Origin of the sequence: Clostridium massiliamazoniense (assembly GCF_001403635.1) — a bacterium.
In the GTDB taxonomy this organism is placed as follows: domain Bacteria; phylum Bacillota; class Clostridia; order Clostridiales; family Clostridiaceae; genus Sarcina; species Sarcina massiliamazoniense.
Window position 1 is genome coordinate 91,811 of record NZ_LN879467.1, and the last position, 21,050, is coordinate 112,860.

At 25.5% G+C, this 21,050-nt stretch carries 20 protein-coding genes; 17 read left to right on the forward strand and 3 right to left on the reverse strand.

Features of this window, described 5'->3' with window-relative positions; translation table 11 throughout:
• Positions 1–279: 279 nt before the first annotated feature.
• From ARA19_RS04390 to ARA19_RS17065, 8 genes are all read left to right on the forward strand, one after another.
• A complete protein-coding gene (locus ARA19_RS04390; RefSeq protein WP_055069752.1) occupies positions 280–1,218 on the forward strand; it encodes a ribonuclease Z in 939 nt (312 codons plus the stop codon).
• A gap of 86 nt (positions 1,219–1,304) precedes the next feature.
• A complete protein-coding gene (locus ARA19_RS04395; RefSeq protein WP_055069753.1) occupies positions 1,305–1,835 on the forward strand; it encodes a DUF1648 domain-containing protein in 531 nt (176 codons plus the stop codon).
• A gap of 65 nt (positions 1,836–1,900) precedes the next feature.
• Complete coding sequence (locus ARA19_RS04400) at positions 1,901–2,578, forward strand: NAD(P)H-dependent oxidoreductase (RefSeq protein WP_055069754.1); 678 nt, start codon at positions 1,901–1,903, stop codon at positions 2,576–2,578.
• Between the two features lie 289 nt (positions 2,579–2,867).
• Positions 2,868–5,279 carry an SH3 domain-containing protein gene (locus tag ARA19_RS04405; RefSeq protein WP_055069755.1) on the forward strand — a complete coding sequence of 804 codons (2,412 nt, stop codon included), beginning with the start codon at positions 2,868–2,870 and terminating at the stop codon, positions 5,277–5,279.
• Positions 5,280–5,540: 261 nt separating this feature from the next.
• Entirely contained in the window at positions 5,541–7,436 is a 1,896-nt protein-coding gene (locus tag ARA19_RS04410; RefSeq protein WP_055069756.1) for an immunoglobulin-like domain-containing protein, read from the forward strand.
• Positions 7,437–7,600: 164 nt separating this feature from the next.
• Positions 7,601–8,029, forward strand: coding sequence for an EamA family transporter (locus tag ARA19_RS04415; RefSeq protein WP_055069757.1), 429 nt, complete (start codon positions 7,601–7,603; stop codon positions 8,027–8,029).
• Between the two features lie 17 nt (positions 8,030–8,046).
• Positions 8,047–8,370, forward strand: coding sequence for a zinc metalloprotease (locus ARA19_RS17060; RefSeq protein WP_084764233.1), 324 nt, complete (start codon positions 8,047–8,049; stop codon positions 8,368–8,370).
• 32 nt (positions 8,371–8,402) lie between these two features.
• Positions 8,403–8,855, forward strand: a complete 453-nt coding sequence (locus ARA19_RS17065) for a hypothetical protein (RefSeq protein ID WP_084764235.1) — start codon at positions 8,403–8,405, stop codon at positions 8,853–8,855.
• A 51-nt stretch (positions 8,856–8,906) separates the two neighbouring features.
• Here the strand turns inward: ARA19_RS17065 and gshAB are convergent, their stop codons facing one another.
• Complete coding sequence (gene gshAB / locus ARA19_RS04425) at positions 8,907–11,237, reverse strand: bifunctional glutamate--cysteine ligase GshA/glutathione synthetase GshB (RefSeq protein WP_055069758.1); 2,331 nt, start codon at positions 11,235–11,237, stop codon at positions 8,907–8,909.
• Positions 11,238–11,907: 670 nt separating this feature from the next.
• On the opposite strand from gshAB, the gene ARA19_RS04430 reads away from it, so the two are divergent.
• From ARA19_RS04430 to ARA19_RS04440, 3 genes are all read left to right on the forward strand, one after another.
• Positions 11,908–12,918, forward strand: a complete 1,011-nt coding sequence (locus tag ARA19_RS04430; protein ID WP_055069759.1) for a serine hydrolase domain-containing protein — start codon at positions 11,908–11,910, stop codon at positions 12,916–12,918.
• Between the two features lie 163 nt (positions 12,919–13,081).
• Entirely contained in the window at positions 13,082–13,813 is a 732-nt protein-coding gene (locus ARA19_RS04435) for an alpha/beta fold hydrolase (protein WP_084764241.1), read from the forward strand.
• A gap of 200 nt (positions 13,814–14,013) precedes the next feature.
• A complete protein-coding gene (locus ARA19_RS04440) occupies positions 14,014–14,763 on the forward strand; it encodes an alpha/beta fold hydrolase (protein ID WP_055069761.1) in 750 nt (249 codons plus the stop codon).
• Between the two features lie 151 nt (positions 14,764–14,914).
• Here the strand turns inward: ARA19_RS04440 and ARA19_RS04445 are convergent, their stop codons facing one another.
• Together ARA19_RS04445 and ARA19_RS04450 are read right to left on the reverse strand one after the other, a co-directional pair.
• Positions 14,915–15,736 carry a peptidase MA family metallohydrolase gene (locus ARA19_RS04445; RefSeq protein WP_055069762.1) on the reverse strand — a complete coding sequence of 274 codons (822 nt, stop codon included), beginning with the start codon at positions 15,734–15,736 and terminating at the stop codon, positions 14,915–14,917.
• An 84-nt stretch (positions 15,737–15,820) separates the two neighbouring features.
• Positions 15,821–16,009: a hypothetical protein gene (locus ARA19_RS04450; RefSeq protein ID WP_055069763.1), complete on the reverse strand. Its 189-nt coding sequence runs from the start codon at positions 16,007–16,009 to the stop codon at positions 15,821–15,823.
• A gap of 154 nt (positions 16,010–16,163) precedes the next feature.
• On the opposite strand from ARA19_RS04450, the gene ARA19_RS04455 reads away from it, so the two are divergent.
• From ARA19_RS04455 to ARA19_RS04480, 6 genes are all read left to right on the forward strand, one after another.
• Positions 16,164–16,898 carry an N-acetylmuramoyl-L-alanine amidase family protein gene (locus ARA19_RS04455; RefSeq protein WP_055069764.1) on the forward strand — a complete coding sequence of 245 codons (735 nt, stop codon included), beginning with the start codon at positions 16,164–16,166 and terminating at the stop codon, positions 16,896–16,898.
• A gap of 88 nt (positions 16,899–16,986) precedes the next feature.
• A complete protein-coding gene (locus ARA19_RS04460) occupies positions 16,987–18,351 on the forward strand; it encodes a hypothetical protein (protein ID WP_055069765.1) in 1,365 nt (454 codons plus the stop codon).
• 101 nt (positions 18,352–18,452) lie between these two features.
• A complete protein-coding gene (locus ARA19_RS04465) occupies positions 18,453–18,935 on the forward strand; it encodes a hypothetical protein (RefSeq protein WP_055069766.1) in 483 nt (160 codons plus the stop codon).
• A 568-nt stretch (positions 18,936–19,503) separates the two neighbouring features.
• Positions 19,504–19,785, forward strand: a complete 282-nt coding sequence (locus ARA19_RS04470; protein WP_055069767.1) for a TIGR04540 family protein — start codon at positions 19,504–19,506, stop codon at positions 19,783–19,785.
• On the forward strand, positions 19,760–20,515 hold the full coding sequence (locus tag ARA19_RS04475; RefSeq protein WP_055069768.1) for a ParA family protein: 756 nt from the start codon (positions 19,760–19,762) through the stop codon (positions 20,513–20,515). Before ARA19_RS04470 ends, ARA19_RS04475 begins: the two co-directional genes overlap by 26 nt.
• Positions 20,508–21,029, forward strand: coding sequence for a hypothetical protein (locus ARA19_RS04480; RefSeq protein ID WP_055069769.1), 522 nt, complete (start codon positions 20,508–20,510; stop codon positions 21,027–21,029). The genes ARA19_RS04475 and ARA19_RS04480 overlap by 8 nt, the downstream gene beginning before the upstream one ends.
• Positions 21,030–21,050: the final 21 nt, after the last annotated feature.

Genomic DNA, 21,050 nt, shown 5'->3' on the forward strand with positions numbered 1-21,050 from the left:
TCTTTTCAGAGTATAGAAAATTAGAGGAGCACAAATTCTAGTTAGCATAAAAATAGAGTATTTCAAGATGGAATTACATTTTGAAATACTTTTTTGCTTTTAGAGTAAATAATAAAACATTCTAGTAAGAACATATTGGAACTTTCTTTACTTTAAAAGTAGTTTTAATTAAAAAATTTATTTTTATATTAATATTATCTTAAATAAAATACTCGTAAATGAGTCTAATTACATAAAAATAAATACTATTATTATATTAATTTTAAAGGAGATGATATATTGGTAGATATATGTTTATTAGGAACTGGCGGTGGAATGCCTATGCCTTATAGAGATTTATCTTCACTTTTAATAAATTTTAAAGGCCGAAAAATTCTTGTAGATTGTGGTGAAGGAACTCAAGTAGCTATGAGAAAAATAGGTTGGGGATTTAAATCTTTAGATATTATACTTATAACACATTGCCATGGTGATCATATAATTGGTTTGCCAGGTTTATTATCTACTATAGGAAATAGTGGAAGAGAGAAACCTATAATTATAATTGGTCCTGTAGGAATTAAAGATGTTATAAATGGATTAAGAGTTGCATGTCCATATTTGCCTTACGAATTAATAGTATTAGAAAATCCTTCAACTATAAATTTAAAATTAGGTAAGGAAAATATTGATTTAGTTGATTCACTTAATTATGATATTTCAATTAATACCTTAGAATTGGAACATTCTGCCCAATGCTTAGGATATAGCTTCTATTTTAAGAGATTAAGAAAATTTAATGTTGAAAAGGCCATTGCTAATAATGTTCCTAAGGAACTTTGGAGTAAACTTCAAAAAGAAGAAAAAGTAGTTATAGATAATAAAATTTATGATTCTAATTTAGTTTTAGGAGATGAAAGAAGGGGAATTAAGTTAAGTTTTATTACTGATAGTAGACCTTTAAATAGTATTCCTGATTTTATAAGTGAAAGTGATTTATTTATTTGTGAAGGTACCTATGGAGATGATGGGGATATAGATAAAGCTATAAAGAATAAACATATGACATTTAGTGAAGCAGCAACTCTCGCAAAAAAAGGTACTGTAAAGGAGTTATTATTGACACATTTTAGTCCAGCAATGCTAAATCCCGATGAATTTTTAGAAAATGCAAATAATATATTTGAAAATACACTTTTAGGAGTAGATCGAATCATTAAAACTTTAAATTATTCCTAAAATAACATTGTATTATGTACATAAAAATAGTATATTTAGTAATATGTGAATTTTTTTATTAAAATTTAATTAAAGGACTGATAATTGTGAGTAAAAATAGTAACAATAAAAGTAATTTAAAAACAGGTAGACCTATTATAAAACTTAAGTTTAATAATACTGAAAAAATTATGATTACTATTTCTATAGCTGTGACACTTTTAATGTGGGCATATGTATTGCTTAATGTAAAACAAATGCCAATGACAATACCTACTCACTTTACTATGAGTGGAAAACCAAATTCTTGGGGAAGTAGGAATACAATATTTATAATGCCCATTATATGTTCTGTTGTAATTGGACTATTAATATCTATAAGTAGATTTCCTAGGTTTTTTAATTATCCCATAAAAATAACTGAAAAGAATGCAGAGAAGCAATATAGAAATTCAGGGCAATTAATGTTAGCGTTAGCTATAGAACTTCCTTTAGTATTTTTATATATAGAATATAAAATTGTACAAAGTGCTTTAGGACTATCTTTAGGCCTTGGAAATTATTTCTTTACTATATTTATAGTTATAATATTTGGAACTATAATATTTTTTACAAGAAGAATGAGAAAATTAGGATAATAATTATCTTTAATTTAATAAATTATATTAAGTATTTAAAATGCGTAATAATTGGAGGATTAGGTATGAATAAAGAAAATACAAAAGAAGAAGTGCTAAAAGCATTTAACTTTAGATGTGCATGCAAAGAATTTGATCCAGAAAAGAAAATATCAAAGGAAGATTTTGATTTTATATTAGAAACAGGTAGACTTTCTCCAAGCTCATTAGGATTAGAACCATGGAGATTTGTAGTTCTACAAAATAAGGAATTAAGAGAAAAATTAAAGCCTATATCATGGGGAGCTCAAGGGCAACTTCCAACTGCTAGTCATTATGTTATATTACTTGCTAGAAATAAAGAAGAGATGACTTATAATTCAGAATATATAGATAAAATGATGAAAGTTACCCATAAAATACCTCAAGATATAGCTGAACTTAGAAGAAATAGAATAGAAGATTACCAAAAAAATGATGCGAAAATGTTTGATACAGACAGAGGTGTATTTGATTGGGCATGTAAACAAGTATACATAGCTATGGGAAATATGATGACATCTGCAGCAATGATAGGAATAGATTTATGTCCAATAGAAGGATATAATAGAGATGAAGCAGAAAAAATACTTGAAGATGCTGGTATTTTAGATAAGAGCAAATTTGGTATAGCTTGTATGGTGGCATTTGGATATAGATTAAACGAGCCAAAAAGAGCAAAAACGAGACAATCTATTGAAGAAATTATTCAGTGGGTTAATTAATAAAATGTAATAATAATTTATTTTAGTAGAATTTCTTAAATTACTAAAATAAAAAAATGTATAAATAAGAGTAAGATTTATTATTAAATATTTAAATCTTACTCTTATTTTTATAAAAAATTTAGTTATATAATAGTAGAATATATATATATATAAGGTGAAGAAGAATAAAGAAAATGGAAAATAATTTTAATATATGGGTATTGATGGGTAATTAGTAAATATACTTATTTGCAAAAAAAGTGTATTATTAATGTGGATTAATTAACAAAGGATGGAGTAGATTTATATGAACAAAGGTAAAATCTTAGGTATATTATTAATAGCAGGAGCTTCAATTTTTACAGTTAGAGGTGGAGCTCAACTAAATATTAATAAAACCAAAATTAATAATAATGTATTATTAGTTAAAAATAATACAACTAATTTAAAAAAGACCTCTAATTCTACTTTAACAAAGGAAGAAGTAAATAGTTTAAAGAATAAAACTATAGAAGTTCACGGAATGAAATTTACAGGGTTGAAGGCAGTTAAAATTGCACCTGATATGTCAACAGGTGAATTTGTAGCTATACCAGGTTTTGATCCAAATGGATTTGCCTCTTCAGTAAACCAAGAATTATATAATTATGAATTAAATCCAGCTAATGATCAAGCTGCAATGAATGAAGCAACTCAATTACATGGTGGAGATCCAACAGATACTTGTGTTTATTTTCAATCTTCAGCTTTAAGAGCTATAGGTGAAGATGTTCCTTATTATATAGGATATACAACACATTTAGAAAATTGGTTAGCTAATAATGGGTGGACAAGACATACAAACTTTCAATTCATACAAAGAGGGGATATTTGTTTTGCAGGAACATATCATACATTCTTATTTATGGGATGGGAAGACAAAGCTAAAGGAATAGCTTATGTAATGGGTAATGAAAGCTTCACAGAACCTTATTATAGAAACAGAAATCTTAATGGACAAAGTCCTGTAACATATGGAAATAATTCTTATTACCAAGCAACATGCTATTGGACTTATGGACAAGGATATACAGGACCAGTAACAGGAAACAATCCAGTTCACCAAGGAGGATATAATGCAATAGGAACTGCCACAGCAACATCATCATTAAACATACAAGCAGGACCTAACACTTGGAGTAATGTAATAGGAAATGTTCCTAATGGTGTTACAGTACCAGTTATATCAGAAGATGGAGCTTGGTATAAAGTTTATTATAATGGAGTTACTGGCTGGATAGATGGAAACTATACTGATGGATTAGATGAAAGCTTAGGAAAAGGAGCAGCACCAACAGATATGCCACAAGGTGATAATTTAACAGTAACTTCACCAATAGGATTATGGTTAACAAATGGACCAAGTGCTGAAAGTGGAAATATAGTATTATTACCAAATGGAACTCCAGTAAAAGCTTTAGCATTTCAAAATGGATGGTACAAAGTAAATTATGAAGGAACTATTGGTTGGTTAGATGCACAATATACTAGTGCTAATGGTAAAAACATATTACCTAACACTTCTGTTCCAAAACAACCTCAGTCAAGAACATTTACTCAACATGAAGTCAATGGAACGGTAACAGTTGACTGTGATGGATTATGGATAAATGAAAATCCTTTTGTAAATGATGGAAATATAATAATAGTGCCACATGGAACAAAGTTACAAGCTACAGCTGAAAGTAATAACGGTTGGTATAAAGTAACTTATAAAGGACATACTGGATGGATAGGTGGTTCACCTTACAGTTCATTTAAACCATCTTCAGAAAAAAGCTATACAGTAACAAAAACATTTACAAATGGAGATTATGTAACAACAACAACTTCAGATCTTTGTATGAATAAAAAACCATTTCCAAATGATGGGGTAATAACAGTACTACCAAAAGGAACTACAGTTAAAGTTGTTGCTGAAAGTAACAATGGTTGGTATAAGGTTCAATATAAAGGGCAAACTGGATGGATAGGTGGACCTTATACTAATGGTGTTAAGGAACTTCAAACACAACCTAAAGGAAATCAAATAAATCAAAAAGTAATAGGTAAAGTTGAAGTAACAGCAGATGGACTATGTTTAAATGAACATCCAGCACCAAATGATGGAATCATAACAGTACTAAGACATGGAACAGTAGTGCCTTATGTAGCAGTTTCAAGTAATGGTTGGTATAAAGTTATATACAATGGCAAAGAAGGATGGATAGGTGGTTCACCTTATTCAAAAATAGTAAATGATAATAAGGGAAATAATGATAATCAATCTTCAAATAATGTAATAGGAACAACAACAATAACTTCACCAATAGGCTTATGGGAGTTAAATTCACCATCAATGGCTGGTGGACATCTACAAGTTATCCCTTATGGAACAAAAGTAAATGTTTATGGAGAAAATAATGGATGGTATGAAGTAAGTTATAAGGGACAAAAAGGATGGTCTTATGCTAAATATACAAGTGGTTTAAATAATGCCAATACATCGTCACAAAAGGCAACAGTAATTTCACCAGTTGGATTATGGTTAAATAGCACTCCTTCAGTAGGAAATGGAATAGAAGTAATGCCATATAGAGCAACTATGACTATATTAGCTCAAGAAGGAAATTGGACAAAAGTTAATTATAATGGAACAATAGGATGGTGTTATAATAAATATATAACTATAAATAATTAATTTTTAAAGAATTAAGCAATCAAGGATTAATCACAATATTGATATGCTCTCTTTATAGTATGCAGTTAAAGTAATAAAACTGTGTCTATGAAAGGGAGCATATTTTTTATTGAGTTTATAAATATAGTTATTGCCTATTCAATAAAAAATAATTTACCTTTATAAAATTTTTATTAAAAAATATTTTGTAAAGGTTTACTTAGAGATTAAGTTTTGTTATAATTCATTTATGGTAATTATTTACAATTTGGAGGGGTATTAATGAAGTTTAAAAAAATTATAGCAATGACTGTATTTTTATCTAGTGTTGGTCTTATAACACCAGCTTACGCGGAAGAAGTTAACATAAAAACAGAGAATAGTATTGAAGCTATATCAGTAAGTAAATCTGAATCAAAATTTGGTGTTGGTCAAGGAATTCTTTGGCCAGAGCAAGTAAATGCACCTTTTGTAGATATGGTAGCATGGGTAAATAAACCAGATTACAATAATAATGGTGTTGCAGATTTAGAGCGTATTTCTATGGATACAGGTGTTAAATTTTTTAATTTAGGATTTATAAATTCAACGGGAAAAGGTGTTGTTGACGGTAAAATAGACTGGGGATGGGGTGGTTACACCGTATTGAGTGAAGCTAATGGAAAAAATGACAGTCAATATTTAGGAATAAAACAATCAATAAAAGAATTAAGAAATTTAGGTGGAGATGTTACTATTTCCTTTGGAGGACTTAATGGTGTTCCTTTTTGGTCAGCTACTCAAGATGTAGATGTTCTTTATAATACTTATTTAGATATAGTTGAAGGATATGGATTAACTAGATTAGATTTAGATATTGAAGGTGGGGCTCAAAACAAGGAAAATAACAGGGCAAATGCAAAGGTAATAAAAAAATTACAAGAAAAGACAGGAGTTAAGGTTGTATTAACTTTACCAGTTTTACCAAGTGGGTTAACAGATGTTCAATTAAATGTATTAGAAGTATACTTAAGTGAAGGTGTTGATGTTGAAGTAGTAAATTTAATGACAATGTGTTATGGAAGTGGAACTCTTTTACCGGGTGAAAACTATGGTACTGGATCTTTAAGAGCAGTAGACAGTACAATGGAACAATTAAAAACTTCTTACAAAAAATTTGCTAATAAAACATTAACTACGGAACAAGCTTATGCTCTTCTTGGAACTACTCCATCTATAGGCTATGAAGGTGCTGGACATCCAATTTTCACTAAAGAATGGTCAAAATTAATAGTTGATCATGCTAAGGAAAAAAATCTTGCAATGACTTCCTTCTGGTCTATGAATAGAGATGCACAATTAACTCCTAATGAAGGTGTTAATAGTCAGTATGAATTTACTAATATATTTAAAGAATTTGGTGGCACTCCAACAGATACAGATAGAAAACCTGTTATAATAGGTGCAGAAAATATAACTATAAATAAGGGAGATAAATTTAATCCAATGACTGGCGTAAGTGCTAATGATAAGGAAGATGGAGATTTAACTAGTAAGATAAAAGTTTTAGGAGAGGTAGATATAAATAAAGAGGGAGAATACAAATTAACTTATTCAGTTGCTGATAGTTTTGGAAATATATCAACTGTTACTAGAGTTGTAAGTGTTATAGATCTTAGTAATGGTGAAAAATTTGATTTTAATTTTGAAGTAACCCAAGATTGGGGTAGTGGTGGTAGCTATAAAATGACTTTAAAAAATAACACAGGAAAAGATATAACTGGAGGTTGGAAAGTAGAACTTGAATTTGATAAAAAGCTAAATAGCTATTGGAACGGTGGATTTAGTGCTAATGGTAATATATATACCTTTACTAATTCTAGTTGGAATACAGAATGGAAAGCTGGAGAAACAATAACAATTGAGGGAGCTTGTCAAGGTGGAATAGGAGGTAGTAAACCTACTAAAATAAAAGTAAATGGCTCACCTATAATTAATAATGGTGATTCTATAGAGAAATCAGAAACTTCTGACAATAGTAATAGAGATAATACTTTAACTAATTGGAAATCTAACGTAAGTTACAAAAAAGGTGATGTAGTTAAATTTAATGAAAAAACATACCAATGTATTCAAGGGCATACATCTCTAAATGGTTGGGAACCTACAGCAGCTCTTTCATTATGGAAAGTTAAATAGTAAGTATAATAATAAAGGGACTACCTAGAAGAATATTAATTTTCTTCTAGGATAGTCCCTTTTTAAATATACTGTATAAAGTAAAACTTTACTATTAATCTTTTATTTAAATGTAAATAGTATTATAATTGTTAGGAATGTTAACTTAATGGGAGGGAAAAGGTATGACATGGTTTTTTTATGCTATATTAGCTGCAATTTCTGCAAGCTTTGTAACTATATTTTCTAAATTAGGAATAAATAATTTAAGCCCATCTTTAGCTGCAACTGTAAAAGCTATAATAATGGCTGTATTTTTAATAGGAGTTTCTGTAGTTAGAGGAGACTTTGTAAATTTCACTACAGAAATAATAAACTATAAGAAGGACTTTTTATTTTTAATATTAACAGGGGTTTGTGGAGCTTTATCATGGCTTTTTATGAATATTGCATTAAAGTATGGGAAAGTTACGCAAGTTGCCCCAATAGATAAATTATCTGTAGTTATTACAGTTATTGTATCAATATTAATATTTAAGGAGTCCATATCTATAAAAGGAATGTTTGGTGTTATACTTATAGCAGTAGGGTCAATTTTAGTAGCACTATATTAATTTAACAGGAGGGCTCAATGATTGAATTATTTAAGTTCACAATAATATCAACAGTAGGTATTGTAGGTTCTTTTATAGTATTAGGTTTTCTATTAGGCATAATAGAACAACAAACAGAAAGAAATTTATACTTTAAGTTTGGAAATAAAGCTATTATAATTACTGGAATTTTAGGGACAACCATACATGAAATAGGTCATTATATAATGTGTAAATTATTTTTTCATAAGGTTACAGATATAAAACTTTTTTCTTTGAGAATAGAAGGAAATGAATTAGGACATGTTTCTCATTCATATAATAAAAAAATATCTATCAAAGAATCGGAAACTTTTTTATAGGAATTGGTCCATTAATCTTTGGAACTTTTGTAATGATATTATTTTTTAAAATATTATTGCCGGAAAGTTTTCATAATACAATTTCTAATTTTAACTTAGAAAGTTATATGAATTTATCTAAAAATTTTAACTTAGTAAATTTTCTAATAGATTTATTAAAAGATGCTATGTTATTATTATTATCCATATTTAAATTATCTAATATTATTTCATTAAAATTTTGGATATTTTTATTTATTGCAATATCAATAAGTACTCATATGTCACTTAGTAGAGCAGATTTGAAAAATTCTTTTGATGGAATAGTATTTATATTTATAATTAACTTTATAGTAAGCTTTATTGTTACTGTTTTTAATATCAATATAGCCACTTTAACTTCAGTGATTTTGTTATATAATATATTAATTTTTGTATTTTTACTTTTTGCTATTATATTTTCAATTATCGGTTTTATAATTTCTTTTATAATAAAAGTTATATAAAAAAGGGATGTATCTATAATTTGATACATCCCTTTTTTAAGTTATTAAGACCTATTTATCAAATAATAAATTTAATACTTTCTCACCAGCTTTTCTATTCTTACCTTTGTAAGGGAAACAATGTATATGAATAGCTGGATTAAAGTTAAGTTCAATTATTCCATAGTTATCTTCAGTGGCAGGTTCTGATATGTCTTGTAACATAATATCTATTCCTGTTATTTTAGCATTTAAAGCTTTTGCAGCATTAATTGCTATATCTTTATAGCTTTGATGCATTTCATCAGTGAAATCTAAACTATCTCCACCAGTACTTATATTTGAATTTTCTCTTAAATAAACTGTTTCATCCTTTTTAGGAACATAATCAAAATCTAAACCTTGATTTTTTAAGAATAAAGCTTCTAAGTCTCCAAGTTTAATTTTTTCTAATGGTTTTACATAACCTTTTCCTCTTAAAGGATCTTGATTTTTTATTTCAACTAATTGTCTTATATTAGAAGTTCCATCTCCTGTTACATTAGCTGGAACTCTATGAAGTATCCCAACTACTTCATAATCAACAACTAAAAATCTATATTCTTTACCAGGTATAAATTCTTCTATAAGAATTGATTTATCTTCGCTAAAAGCAATATCAATAGCCTTAGAGAAATCATCTAAAGAATATTTGTTCTTAAATATTGATATTCCTAAACCAAAGTTTGTTGTTTTAGGTTTGATAACTATTGGTTTATCTTTATATAATTCAAAATCACCTAATGCCTCTTCTTTATTAATATAGTGATTTCCTTTTGGAACTCTTACATTATTTCTTTTTAGAACGGTTTTAGTTACCTCTTTATTTTCCATAACTAATGCTGTAATATAACTATCTACAGAAGTTTTAGTTGCTTGTTTTACATATTCTTTTTTTCCATTGAAAGATAATTCTATAAAGTTTTCAACTCTATCTAAAATATCAAATGATATTCCTCTTTTAATAGCATCTCTTACTAAAATTTGTGTTGATAATTCTAAATCCTCAAAACCTCTTAGTGAAAATGGTCTAGATTTTGAAAGTTCAAGAGATTCCTTCGCTACTTCAAGATGAAAACCTATAAAGCTATTACTTTTTATTTCTCTTTTTATTTTATTAGCTGTTAAGTTTTCAGGGTTTAAAATCATTTCCTTAGCTTCTTCAAAAATAAGTTTATAATCCTCTGTTAAGATATTTAATGATTTTAATAGTTCTTCAACTTCATTTAATAAATTAATAGCTTTGTTTTTGAATTCACTATTTTTATTGTTTATACCTTCGTTAAAATCTTTTATTTCTTGTTTTTGCATGTCACTTATTTCTTGTAATTTCTTATTAAAATCATCTTTTGAAATTCCAGAATTATTTTTAAATGCCATATATATAATGAAGCCATGAAGTAGTTTTAAAGTTTTAAGTGAAACACCAAATTCAGTTAAAGGATTTAAGTCTAAAAATCTAAATTCTAGATATTCTATACCATTATTTATTAATGAATCTAAATCTTGATTGTCTTTAGGATTTTTAAGTCTTATATGACTGTAATATTCCTTTTCATTATATAAGACTCCATCAGCAATTATTTTTCTTAAATCTGATACATATTCTTCAAGTGAATTATAGGAAACAAAGAAATCTTCTTTATTTTTATATCCACAACGACTAGTTCTTAAAGAGTTTATATGCTTAAAATAAACACTATTATCTTCAAATTTTTCAGCTGAGTTTACGCACTTTTCTATATAAGTGTTATGGAATACTGGGCTAGCCCCTGTTAAGTAATTTAAAATCCATTCGTATTCAAAGAAGTTTCTAGATAAATTTAAATATAAATTATTTTTAAAATCTTTAAGAGAATCATATTCTTTGGATTCTTCAAATAATAATTTTATAAAATCATCTTTAAATGAAAAATTAAAATGTATCCCTGAAAGTAATTGTCTTTTTTTACTGTATTTTGTGACAAGGTATTTTCTATAAGTTTCAGCCTCTGTACCATTAAAATCAGCTATAGGGATTAAATTTTCTTCTGGAACTATTGGAGGATTACTTTGTGGCCATAGAACTTCATCTTTAAGTTCTATAGAAACTATATCATTTAATGCTCCCATAAACTCATAAACTTCATTAATACTATCACATGTTGGAGTAACCATTTCTACTTGGCTTTCTGAAAAATCTGTTTTTATATAAGGATTATTCCACTTATCTCCAAACTTCTTAGGATGTTTTGTTAGAGCTAATGTTCCATCTAAATTTACTCTTAAATTTTCTTTTTCTAACCCAAAGTTACATTTACTTAAATAATGGGTTAAATTTTTATTGTTTATTATTTCAATTAAATTTTCTCTATATTTTTGCATTTAGCACATCTCCATATTCTTTCGTAAATTGTATTATCAAATCAATAATTAAAATCATTACAACTTTCATAATAAAATATAGATGTAATTTTAAAGTACATTTATATTAGTTTTTTCTACATATGTAAAATATATAATAAGTTTTATACCCTGTCAATATTGAAGTTATAGCTATTAAGTGCATATATATATGTTTAATTTTAAATAACTGTTCAATGGTGTTAAAAATCATATAAATAGATAAATTTCTATATAAATAGACTAAGTTATCTTAAAATTTACTTTTAATTTTTAGGTGAAGTAATAAAGGTTTCAATATATTTTATATTTAATATATTAAATATAATTACATAAGCTGTAAAAATTATGAAAATTGAGAAGAAAAAAAAGTAAATTAATTTTATTATAGTTTTAGATTCCTTCAAATTAAAACATCCCCTTTTGAAATGATTAATCTTAATTCAGGTGGAGTTTTAACTCCATCTGAATGCTTAGTCGTAGTTATCTAAAAGCGCGAGGATGTTTATTTCCTACTTATGTTAGGGGGATTACAGCCTCAAGCTATGAGATAGAATAAGTTTTAACATAATTTATGCTATATATACATAAATTGTATATATTGATTATATGTACTAGTTTTATAGGGGATTTTTATAAGAGGGGGAGTTATATGATAACTAAAATAGAAAAAGCTATGGGTAAATTTAAAAATTTTAATGGGGTTGTTAAAATATGTTATGATGATAAACCAATATTTGAAAAGGCTTATGGCTATTCAGATAAGGAAAATAAAATAAAAAATACAGTAGATACAAAATTTTTAACTTGTTCTATTACTAAAATATTTACAGCATTATCAATAATGAAACTTTATGAAGAGGAGCTTTTAGATATTGAAGATCCAGCTGTAAGATATTTAAATGATATAAATATTAATTGTATTGTTAAAATAAAAGATTTATTAGCTCATAAATCAGGAATTAATGATTTCATTATGTGTAGAAATGAAATTGATTTATATAAAGATTTATATCCAAAAGAATTATTAGAATTTATATTAAAAAAAGAAGGGCGTTTTTATCCTGGTGAAAACACTTTATATAGTAATACTGGATATTTAATTTTGACTTTAATCATAGAAAAAGTAACAGGAAGATTTTATGAAGATTATATAAAAGAAAATTTCTTTACTCCACTTGAAATGAATCAAAGTTCATTTTATGGTGATAATAATGATATGGCAATAGGTTATATTAATAAAAGAAAAGTTGCTTTATTTTCTTCTACAGTCTTTTATGGCTCAGGAAATATAATTTCTACAGTAAATGACTTATGGAAATTTATGAGTGCTGTAAAAAGTTATAAAATCGTTAGTAGAGAAACTTTAGAATTAATGACTGAAGTTCATGGATATACGGGACTTTATAAGTATGGTTATGGTTTTTTATTAAATGATAATTTTAGAGAAAAGTCTATAGGACATAGCGGAACTTATCCAGTAGGATATAGCACTATAATAAATAGTTATGAAAATAGTAAAATAACAATTATAGTTCTCTCTAATGATATAAAACCAATTAAATTATTTATACCTGGTGTTGCCAATGCTTCCTTTATTGAAGGAACTATAATGGAAGAAATAACAGGAATGAAACTAAATAAAATTTTTAAATGTATGTAGATTAAAAATTTTATAAAAATTAATTTATTTATTTTATTAAAAGTATATTTCAAAACTCTATGATTATAAAATTCTAAAATATTAAAATTAATGAATATAGTTCTATTGTTATAAAATTAAAATTGAATTAAAATAATAGTATATAGAAAAATAACTCTTATAAATGGAAGTGGTACAAGTGGATTCAGAAGAAAGAAAAGAATTAGATATAGGGGATATAACATTAAATTATTATGAACGTGGAAGTGGAAAAACTTTAATTTTTATTCACGGAAATGGACTTAGTAGCAAGGTTTTTAAAAAAATGTATATGTATTTTTCAAGATTTTATAGAGTTATAGCTATTGATACAAGAGGGCATGGCCTTAGTAAGTCAGGTAATATACCATATACAGTAAATTTACTTTCTGAAGATTTCATAAAATTTTGCAATATAAAAAATATAAAAAAAACATCTATCATAGGATATAGTGATGGTGGTAATATTGCATTAATGATAGCTAAAAAAGAGCCGACAATGATTGATAAACTAGTAGTTATTTCAGGCAATTATAAAGCTGAAGGAGTAAAATTATGGTTTAAAACTTATGTATTAACATCAAAAATACCATTAATATTACTAAAAAGATTTTCTGAAAAAGCAAGGATTAAATTGTGGAGACTTAATTTAATGATAAGAGATATAGGAATAAAAGATGAAGATTTAGCTTCTATAAATACTCCAACTTTAGTTATGTGTGCTGAATTTGATGTTATTTCTAAGAAACATACTGAAACTATACATAATTATATAAAAGGATCTATAATAAAACTTGTAGAACATTCAACGCATTTCAATATAGTATCTAAGGAAAATTCTCTTAAAATAATAGATAAATTCTTAAAAGTGAATTAATGTAAATATGATGTTTTAAGTACAATATAATATGATATAATATAAATATAACAAATCTACATTAGATAAATAATCTATATGGAGATTTGTTTTGTTTTGTAAAATATTATTAGTTAATAAATATAAATAACTGTATTGAAACTGTATAAGCTTTAATACAGTTATTTAATGATTGAATTTAATAGAAAAGAAGTGAATATATGAAATTAGAGGGAAAAAAACAATTAGAAGTTGACGATATTATATTAAATTATTATGAAAAAGGAGAAGGAGATACTATAATATTTATTCATGGAAATGGAATGAGTAGTAAGATTTTTTCTAAGATGTACTTTCATTTTTCTAAAAAGTATAATGTAATTGCCATTGATAGTAGGGGACAAGGGTTAAGTTCAGCAGGAAAAAAGCGTTATAGTTTATCATTATTTGCAGAGGATATAATTAAATTTTGTAGTATAAAAAAAATTAAAAAAGCAATTGTTATAGGTTATAGTGATGGTGCTAATATAGCTCTTTTAATAGCAAAAAAAGCTCCAAAGCTAATAAAAAAAATGGTTGTGATTTCTGGGAATTTTGCTGTAAATGGAATACATACCTGGTTTATACTATTGATTAAAATATACAAAAAAATATTATTAAGTCTAAAAAAATATTATAGAAAATCAGAAAAGAAAATATGGCTTTTAGATTTAATGTTAAAAGATATTGGTATTGAAGAAAATGACTTAAGAAATATTAATATTCCAACATTAATTTTATGTGCTGATCTTGATGTTGTTTATGATTTTCATACAATTACAATTCACAAAAATATAAAAGGATCTTTTTTAAGAAAAATACGAAATTGTACTCATGCAAACATAGTAAATAAAAAAAATTCTTTAAAAGAAATTGATAAATTTCTTTTAAAGGATACAATAAAGGAAAATATGAGTGCTATTTCAGCCTAAGTGAGAAATAAAAAAAGAATTTTAGAAAGGTTTGTTATGTTTTTGGTATATTCTAATAAATAGATTATTTAAGGTTAAGTACTAAATAAGTAATTGGACTGCTTCAAAAATAGGAATAAACTTCTCTTTGATTGCAATCCAATTATTTGATTTAATAGTCTAAATTAAATAATTTATTAGAAATATCATTTATGTTTTCACCAGTTACTACTTTAATAGCCTCTTCAAAATTATTCTTTTTCAATGAGTCTAATATGGAACCTATAACTTCATATCCATAATTTCTTATTAAGTAACTTACAAATATTACACTTTGATTATAAAATAAATCAGGATTATCATTAAATATATCATTGATATCAGATAACTTAACTGTTGTTTCTAATGTTTCTGGTATATATCCATTTCTAGAAGAGATTCCGACATATTCAGCAATCCCTTCATTAAACCATAAAGGTATAGTTTTAGGAAATAACTTATTTTCTTTTAATTTGCTATTAATTAAGAAGTGAGTATATTCATGAGAAACTAATTCTGTAAATTTTTCATTTTTATCAAGATTACTAATATCTGATACAGCTGTACTATTTAATATTGTTATAACATTATTATGGAAATAAACATAGCCTAAGCTTTCGGAATACTGCTTATTAAATTTAGATAGTAATCTTATTTGTGGTTTACGAATATCCGTAATTTTTAACATTTTCATAGGGATAGAACATTTGTTCTCTAATATATAAATTACTTCATCTATATCAGACTTACTTTCCATACAATCATATAAAAATAAATATTCAGATACTTTAATTTCTGAAAGATCTGAATAAAAATCACCATTAAACACCTCTATAACTTTAGAAAGGCTTAATATTGATAATTTAGTATTAAAATTACTAAAAATAAATAATAAGCAAGCTCCAAATATAAATATTTTAAATAATGATGATTTACTTCTTTTTAAAAATTTCATTAACATACTCCTATTTTTTATTTTAATAGCAATAACTTCTGTTTATAATTATTATCTAAATAAAGTAAATATATTCATTAAATATTAATTTATATCATTTCCCATTACTTTTAATAACTCGGTAAATTCTTTTTTTATATTTCTTGCTATTGTTTGAGCGCTAGGACTACTTGGATTTGAATTAACTTCAAAAAAGTTTCCAGTTTGAATTATATCTAATTCGCTTAATATATAAGTAATGCTTTCATCATACTTTTTCATGTAATTACTCATTAAAACCACCTCCTAGAGTAATATCATAATTACTTAAATATATGATTTATGAAGGAGAAATATAAGTTAAAGATTAAATTTACTGTATAAATTATTTGTTATAAAAGAATACTTAATAAGGAATGCTATTTATAAAAAGAAAAGAGGAGAACTTATGAAGAAAAAAAAATATATTTTTCTATACATATTTCTTTCATTAATTATTGGATTTTCTTTTGTAACAATTAATGCAAAGACTTCTACAGCTGAAGAGGTTAAAAAATTCAAAGTATGTATAGACCCTGGACATCAGAAAAAGGGAATCAATATTACAGAACCTAATGCTCCAGGAAGCTCAATAAAAAAACCAAAGGTTTCGTCTGGAACTAGAGGTGTTGCTACAAAAAAATGGGAATATGAAGTAAACCTAGATTGTGCAAAAATATTAGAAGAATTATTAGATAAAGAAAGTTATGATGTAATTTTGACTAGAAACACCAATGAAGTAAGTATAAGTAATATTGAAAGAGCTAACTTAGCAAATGATTGTTCATCCGACCTTGTAATTAAAATTCATTGTGATAGTATAGGAAATTCTTCTAAAACAGGGGCTTCAATATTAATACCAGCTAAGAATAATAAAAATACAGCTGCCATATATGAAGATAGTTATAGATTTGCTAGGGAACTAGAGACGGAGTTAAAAGGAAATGGTATAAAAGTAAATGGTGTTTTTGAAAGAAATGATATGACTGGGTTTAATTGGTCTAAAGTTCCAGTTGTTACTTTTGAAATGGGATTTATGAGTAATCCTAATGAGGATTATATGCTAAATAATAATGCCTATCAAAAAAAATTGATGGAATGCGTAAAAAGAGCTATAGATTCTTATAAATTAATTGAAAATTAAATTTAAATATTTTATATTTTTTATTCAAATAAAGATAATGTAATGGTAAAATATAGGTGGTGATTATTATAATTTAGGGGTTGGAAATTTGGAAAAGAAGTTTATAAAACTAAGAAAATTTCTTTTGATTTTATTGTGTATTTTAGCTTTCTTTACAATTTTCAAAATATTTAAGGGAAAAAGTTTTTTTGATACAATTGTGGAGTATCAAAATGATATATATTCTGAAAATTCTCCTATAGAAAGTTTAGATTATAAAAGTTATTTTGCAAAGTATGAAGAACATATACCCGTAAAATATGATGAAATAGCAAAGGTAAACTCTAATGAATACATTGTTAAAAATAAAGAAAATATATACAAATATAACACTAAAGAAGAAAAAGAAGATCATATAACTACTTTAATAGACAAAAATAAAGATGTTTTTGAAATTATTGCTAATGATAAGTGGTTAATATGGGGAGAAAGTGAAACTTGGGAAAATGAAGAAAAAATATTTTATAAATGGGATATTTTCTTCAAAGATTTAAATAAAGAATCCACAGATATAAAAAAAATAGATAGTGGTGAATTTAACAGATTTAAATCTGAACAGAGAAATTTTAATTCATTGATTCCTGATAGTTTTTGTATAGAAAATGATAAGTTTCTTTATAGAAAAATAATTAGATCAGAACATAAAAATAATAACATAATAAGTGATTTAGTTACTAGTGAATTAGTACTATATGATTTAAATAGCAATAAATTAAGTACTATATATGGATTAGGGGATGTAAGTATTGAATTAATTAGCAACCCTAAAATTAGTGATAATATTATTGCATTCGAAAAAAGAACTTTACCAGATGGAAAAGGGATTTTTAAAAGAACAGAAATCTATACTTATAATATATTAAATGGTGAAGTTAAAAAAATAATAGAAAGTAAAAATGTGATTTCTTTTGATTTAAATAAAAAAAATCTTATAGTTCTTTCTGGAAACTCAGATTTAAGCATATATATATGCAATCTTAAAGATAATAAAAAAATTAATCTCCTTTATAAAGGAAGCAAAGCTGAAAAATATATATGTGATAAAAATGAACTTTCTGAAATTTATTCTATTGAGTTTGTAGATGATAATAATATAATTATTAATTATAGACCTATAGAAAATAAATTAGGAATTTTAGTGTATAACTTAAGCAACAAAAGATTTTATAGTTTAGAAGAAGATATTAATGATTATATAGAGGATAATAAATATGATAATCCTTTAATTAATGTAAATGTATTTCAAGATGAAATTAGAATTCAAATAGGTAATTATATAAAAAAAATTACTGAAAATAAAAATGAAAATATTGTAACATTTCTACCTGTAAATAATGAAGAAATTAATCCAACTATGGATAATTTGGATAATAATATTATTTATTATAAGTATTTAATTTATAAATTAAAATAATTTATAATAAAATTACCTTTTTTTTACATTTTTGAAGGTTTTTTTATTCTTTTGTAGAATATATAATTAAGAACTTTTAGAATAGAAAGAGGGGAATTTTTATGGAAATGGATATACAAGAAATAACTTTATATAAAAATCTTAAAAGAAGATTAAAAGAAAATGAATCGTTTAATAGATTTGAAATGGAACCAGTTGAGGAAAGTAAGGAATTAGCCTTAATAGAAGAGGAAAGAGAAGGAGTAATAGAAATTGATATAAGTGATGTTAGTTGCGAAATTGATGATTCATATTCTAATATAATAGATATTGAGTGCCATAATTATAATGAAGAGGAGTATGAACAAACCATATTAGAGTTAAAAAATGAAATATTACTCCTTAAAAATGAACTCAACGAATCTAATGGTGAGATAAATAGATTAAAATCCATATTAACAAGAGAGCAACAACTACATTTTAATGATGAAACTGAAATTAATAAACTAACAGCAACAGAAAAGTTACTATTAAATAAAAGAGAGGAATTATATAGAAGAAGTAATTTAAGGAAAAAAAATTGGTTTAAGCAAGTTTTAGGATAATATAAAAGAGCTATATTATAGAGCTATGGTTTACTTAGCTTTATAATGCAGCTCTTTTATTATTTTATTAATTTAAGACTAATTTAACAAAAAATAAGTATATTATAGAAAGTATTGCTAATATAGACAAGACACTAACAGATGCACTTAAAATTTGTTTTTTATTATCTTTTTTCATAAGTTCCTTTTCCTTTTTATTATTTATAACAATTATTATTACAAGACATAATTAATTTATTCTAATATTAAATCAATTTCAATAGATTTAAAGGAAACTTAATATTATGTTCACTTAATTAAAAAACTATATATATTTAAGTTAATTATTCTCAAACTAATAAGAAAAATATAGTATAAATTAGAAAGAATATACTTAAAATGTTAATACTATCTAATATTATTTCATTAATTATCTGGTAAAAGTATAAAATAAGTAAAAATTTATTTGAATTCGGTTAAAATTTAGTATAAAATAAGGTTAAGATACAGTTTAAAATTATGATAAATTTGTTTAAATATAGATTAATAATTCAATAATAAATAGATTAGAGGAGGATTAACTTAGTTTATGGAAAAGAAAGATTTGCGACTTTATTACAAAAATCAATTAGAACTTGGTTATGCTTTAAGAGATTTTATAGATGCATATTTTCAAAATAAGGTTTTGGATAAAGAATTAGAAGATAAAATTAATGATGTTATAGAAGCTAATAAAGATAAATTTTATAAGGGTAACGACATAGCTCAAAAACCTAAGCAAATACTAGGAAAAACGAGATTAAATGTTCTTTATGGAATTTTAAGCAAAAAAGGGGGAGAGCTTAATGAAGAAGATAGCAATATTAAATAACAAAGGCGGTGTTGGGAAAAGTACAGTTGCTGTTCAACTTTCCCATGGACTATCAAAGTTAGGGTTTAAAGTTATTTTATTAGATTTAGATGGTCAAAATGATTCAAGTCTATTTTTAGGAATAAGTGAAGATAAGTATAAAAAAACTTTCTTTGATTTAATGGATAAAAGATCTGAAGTATCTGTAAGAGATTGTATAATTGAAGCAAGAGAAAACTTAGATTTACTTCCTAATTCACATATAGAAGAAATAAATGCAGAATTTTATAGAGAATCTAGAATTGATTTAATTTTAAATGAAAAACTTAAAGATTTAGAAGAGATGGATTATGATTTTATTATAATAGACTGCGGACCTCAAAGAACAAAGGTAAATGATGCTGTACTTTGTTATGTTGATAATATAATAATGCCAGTTCAAGTTGAAGCTGCTGCTGTAAGAGCTTGTGGTAGCATTTATGAGTATTTAGCTGATTTAAGATTATCACCAGATAAAATATCATTAATAATCCCAAATATGTTTGATCAAAGAACAAAAGATGCAAAGGAAAATTTAAATTTTCTTTATGAATTCTTTAGTGATATGGACGATATAGTTACTAATCCTATTAATAGAAGAATAAAAATTACAGAGGCTGGAAAAATGGGTAAAACTGTTTTTGAATATGATGAAGAAGCTGCCTCACAATTTTTTGATGTTCTTGAAAGGCTGGTGAAGAAAATTGGCTAAAAAGAAGGAAAATTCCTTAAATCATAATTTTGAAGCGTTAAAAGCTCAGATGCAAGCTAAACGTAAGTTAGCAGAAAATAGATTTGAAACTAGCAAAAGTGAAGATACAGATGAAAAAAAAGAAGAGTTTAAAACAAATATTACAGAATTACCTTCTATAGTAGAAGAGAATAGAGATAATTTTAATGAGAAGTTTGAAGAAGAATATGTAACACTTAATATAGTTGATGAGGATAATAATATTCAGCATGATAGAAATGAAAAGGAATCAAATAAAGAACAGCAAGTTGAATATGTAGCTAAAAAAACAGGTGTTGTTTCTGATATAAACATTAATAAAATAGTTATAAAAAAGGTAGAAAAACCTGAAATGCCTAAGAGAATAACTTACTATTTAAGACCAGAGACTATAAAGAAAATAGATAAATTTTCTAAAGCCTCTGGGATGGGAAAATCAGAATTTGTACAAAAAATATTAGATGAAGTACTTAATAATTTAGAAATTGAAAAGTAATTATTTAATTACCTGTAAGGG

What these genes read in the sequence shown, in the direction of transcription:
- ARA19_RS04450 (WP_055069763.1), bottom strand. Translation starts at nt 16,009, where the DNA reads ATGAGTAATTACATGAAAAAGTATGATGAAAGCATTACTTATATATTA.
- ARA19_RS04415 (WP_055069757.1), top strand. Translation starts at nt 7,601, where the DNA reads ATGACATGGTTTTTTTATGCTATATTAGCTGCAATTTCTGCAAGCTTT.
- ARA19_RS04470 (WP_055069767.1), top strand. Translation starts at nt 19,504, where the DNA reads ATGGAAAAGAAAGATTTGCGACTTTATTACAAAAATCAATTAGAACTT.
- ARA19_RS04475 (WP_055069768.1), top strand. Translation starts at nt 19,760, where the DNA reads ATGAAGAAGATAGCAATATTAAATAACAAAGGCGGTGTTGGGAAAAGT.
- ARA19_RS04405 (WP_055069755.1), top strand. Translation starts at nt 2,868, where the DNA reads ATGAACAAAGGTAAAATCTTAGGTATATTATTAATAGCAGGAGCTTCA.
- ARA19_RS04445 (WP_055069762.1), bottom strand. Translation starts at nt 15,736, where the DNA reads ATGAAATTTTTAAAAAGAAGTAAATCATCATTATTTAAAATATTTATA.
- ARA19_RS04410 (WP_055069756.1), top strand. Translation starts at nt 5,541, where the DNA reads ATGAAGTTTAAAAAAATTATAGCAATGACTGTATTTTTATCTAGTGTT.
- ARA19_RS17065 (WP_084764235.1), top strand. Translation starts at nt 8,403, where the DNA reads ATGATATTATTTTTTAAAATATTATTGCCGGAAAGTTTTCATAATACA.
- ARA19_RS17060 (WP_084764233.1), top strand. Translation starts at nt 8,047, where the DNA reads ATGATTGAATTATTTAAGTTCACAATAATATCAACAGTAGGTATTGTA.
- gshAB (WP_055069758.1), bottom strand. Translation starts at nt 11,237, where the DNA reads ATGCAAAAATATAGAGAAAATTTAATTGAAATAATAAACAATAAAAAT.
- ARA19_RS04455 (WP_055069764.1), top strand. Translation starts at nt 16,164, where the DNA reads ATGAAGAAAAAAAAATATATTTTTCTATACATATTTCTTTCATTAATT.
- ARA19_RS04435 (WP_084764241.1), top strand. Translation starts at nt 13,082, where the DNA reads ATGGAAGTGGTACAAGTGGATTCAGAAGAAAGAAAAGAATTAGATATA.
- ARA19_RS04465 (WP_055069766.1), top strand. Translation starts at nt 18,453, where the DNA reads ATGGAAATGGATATACAAGAAATAACTTTATATAAAAATCTTAAAAGA.
- ARA19_RS04400 (WP_055069754.1), top strand. Translation starts at nt 1,901, where the DNA reads ATGAATAAAGAAAATACAAAAGAAGAAGTGCTAAAAGCATTTAACTTT.
- ARA19_RS04440 (WP_055069761.1), top strand. Translation starts at nt 14,014, where the DNA reads ATGAAATTAGAGGGAAAAAAACAATTAGAAGTTGACGATATTATATTA.
- ARA19_RS04430 (WP_055069759.1), top strand. Translation starts at nt 11,908, where the DNA reads ATGATAACTAAAATAGAAAAAGCTATGGGTAAATTTAAAAATTTTAAT.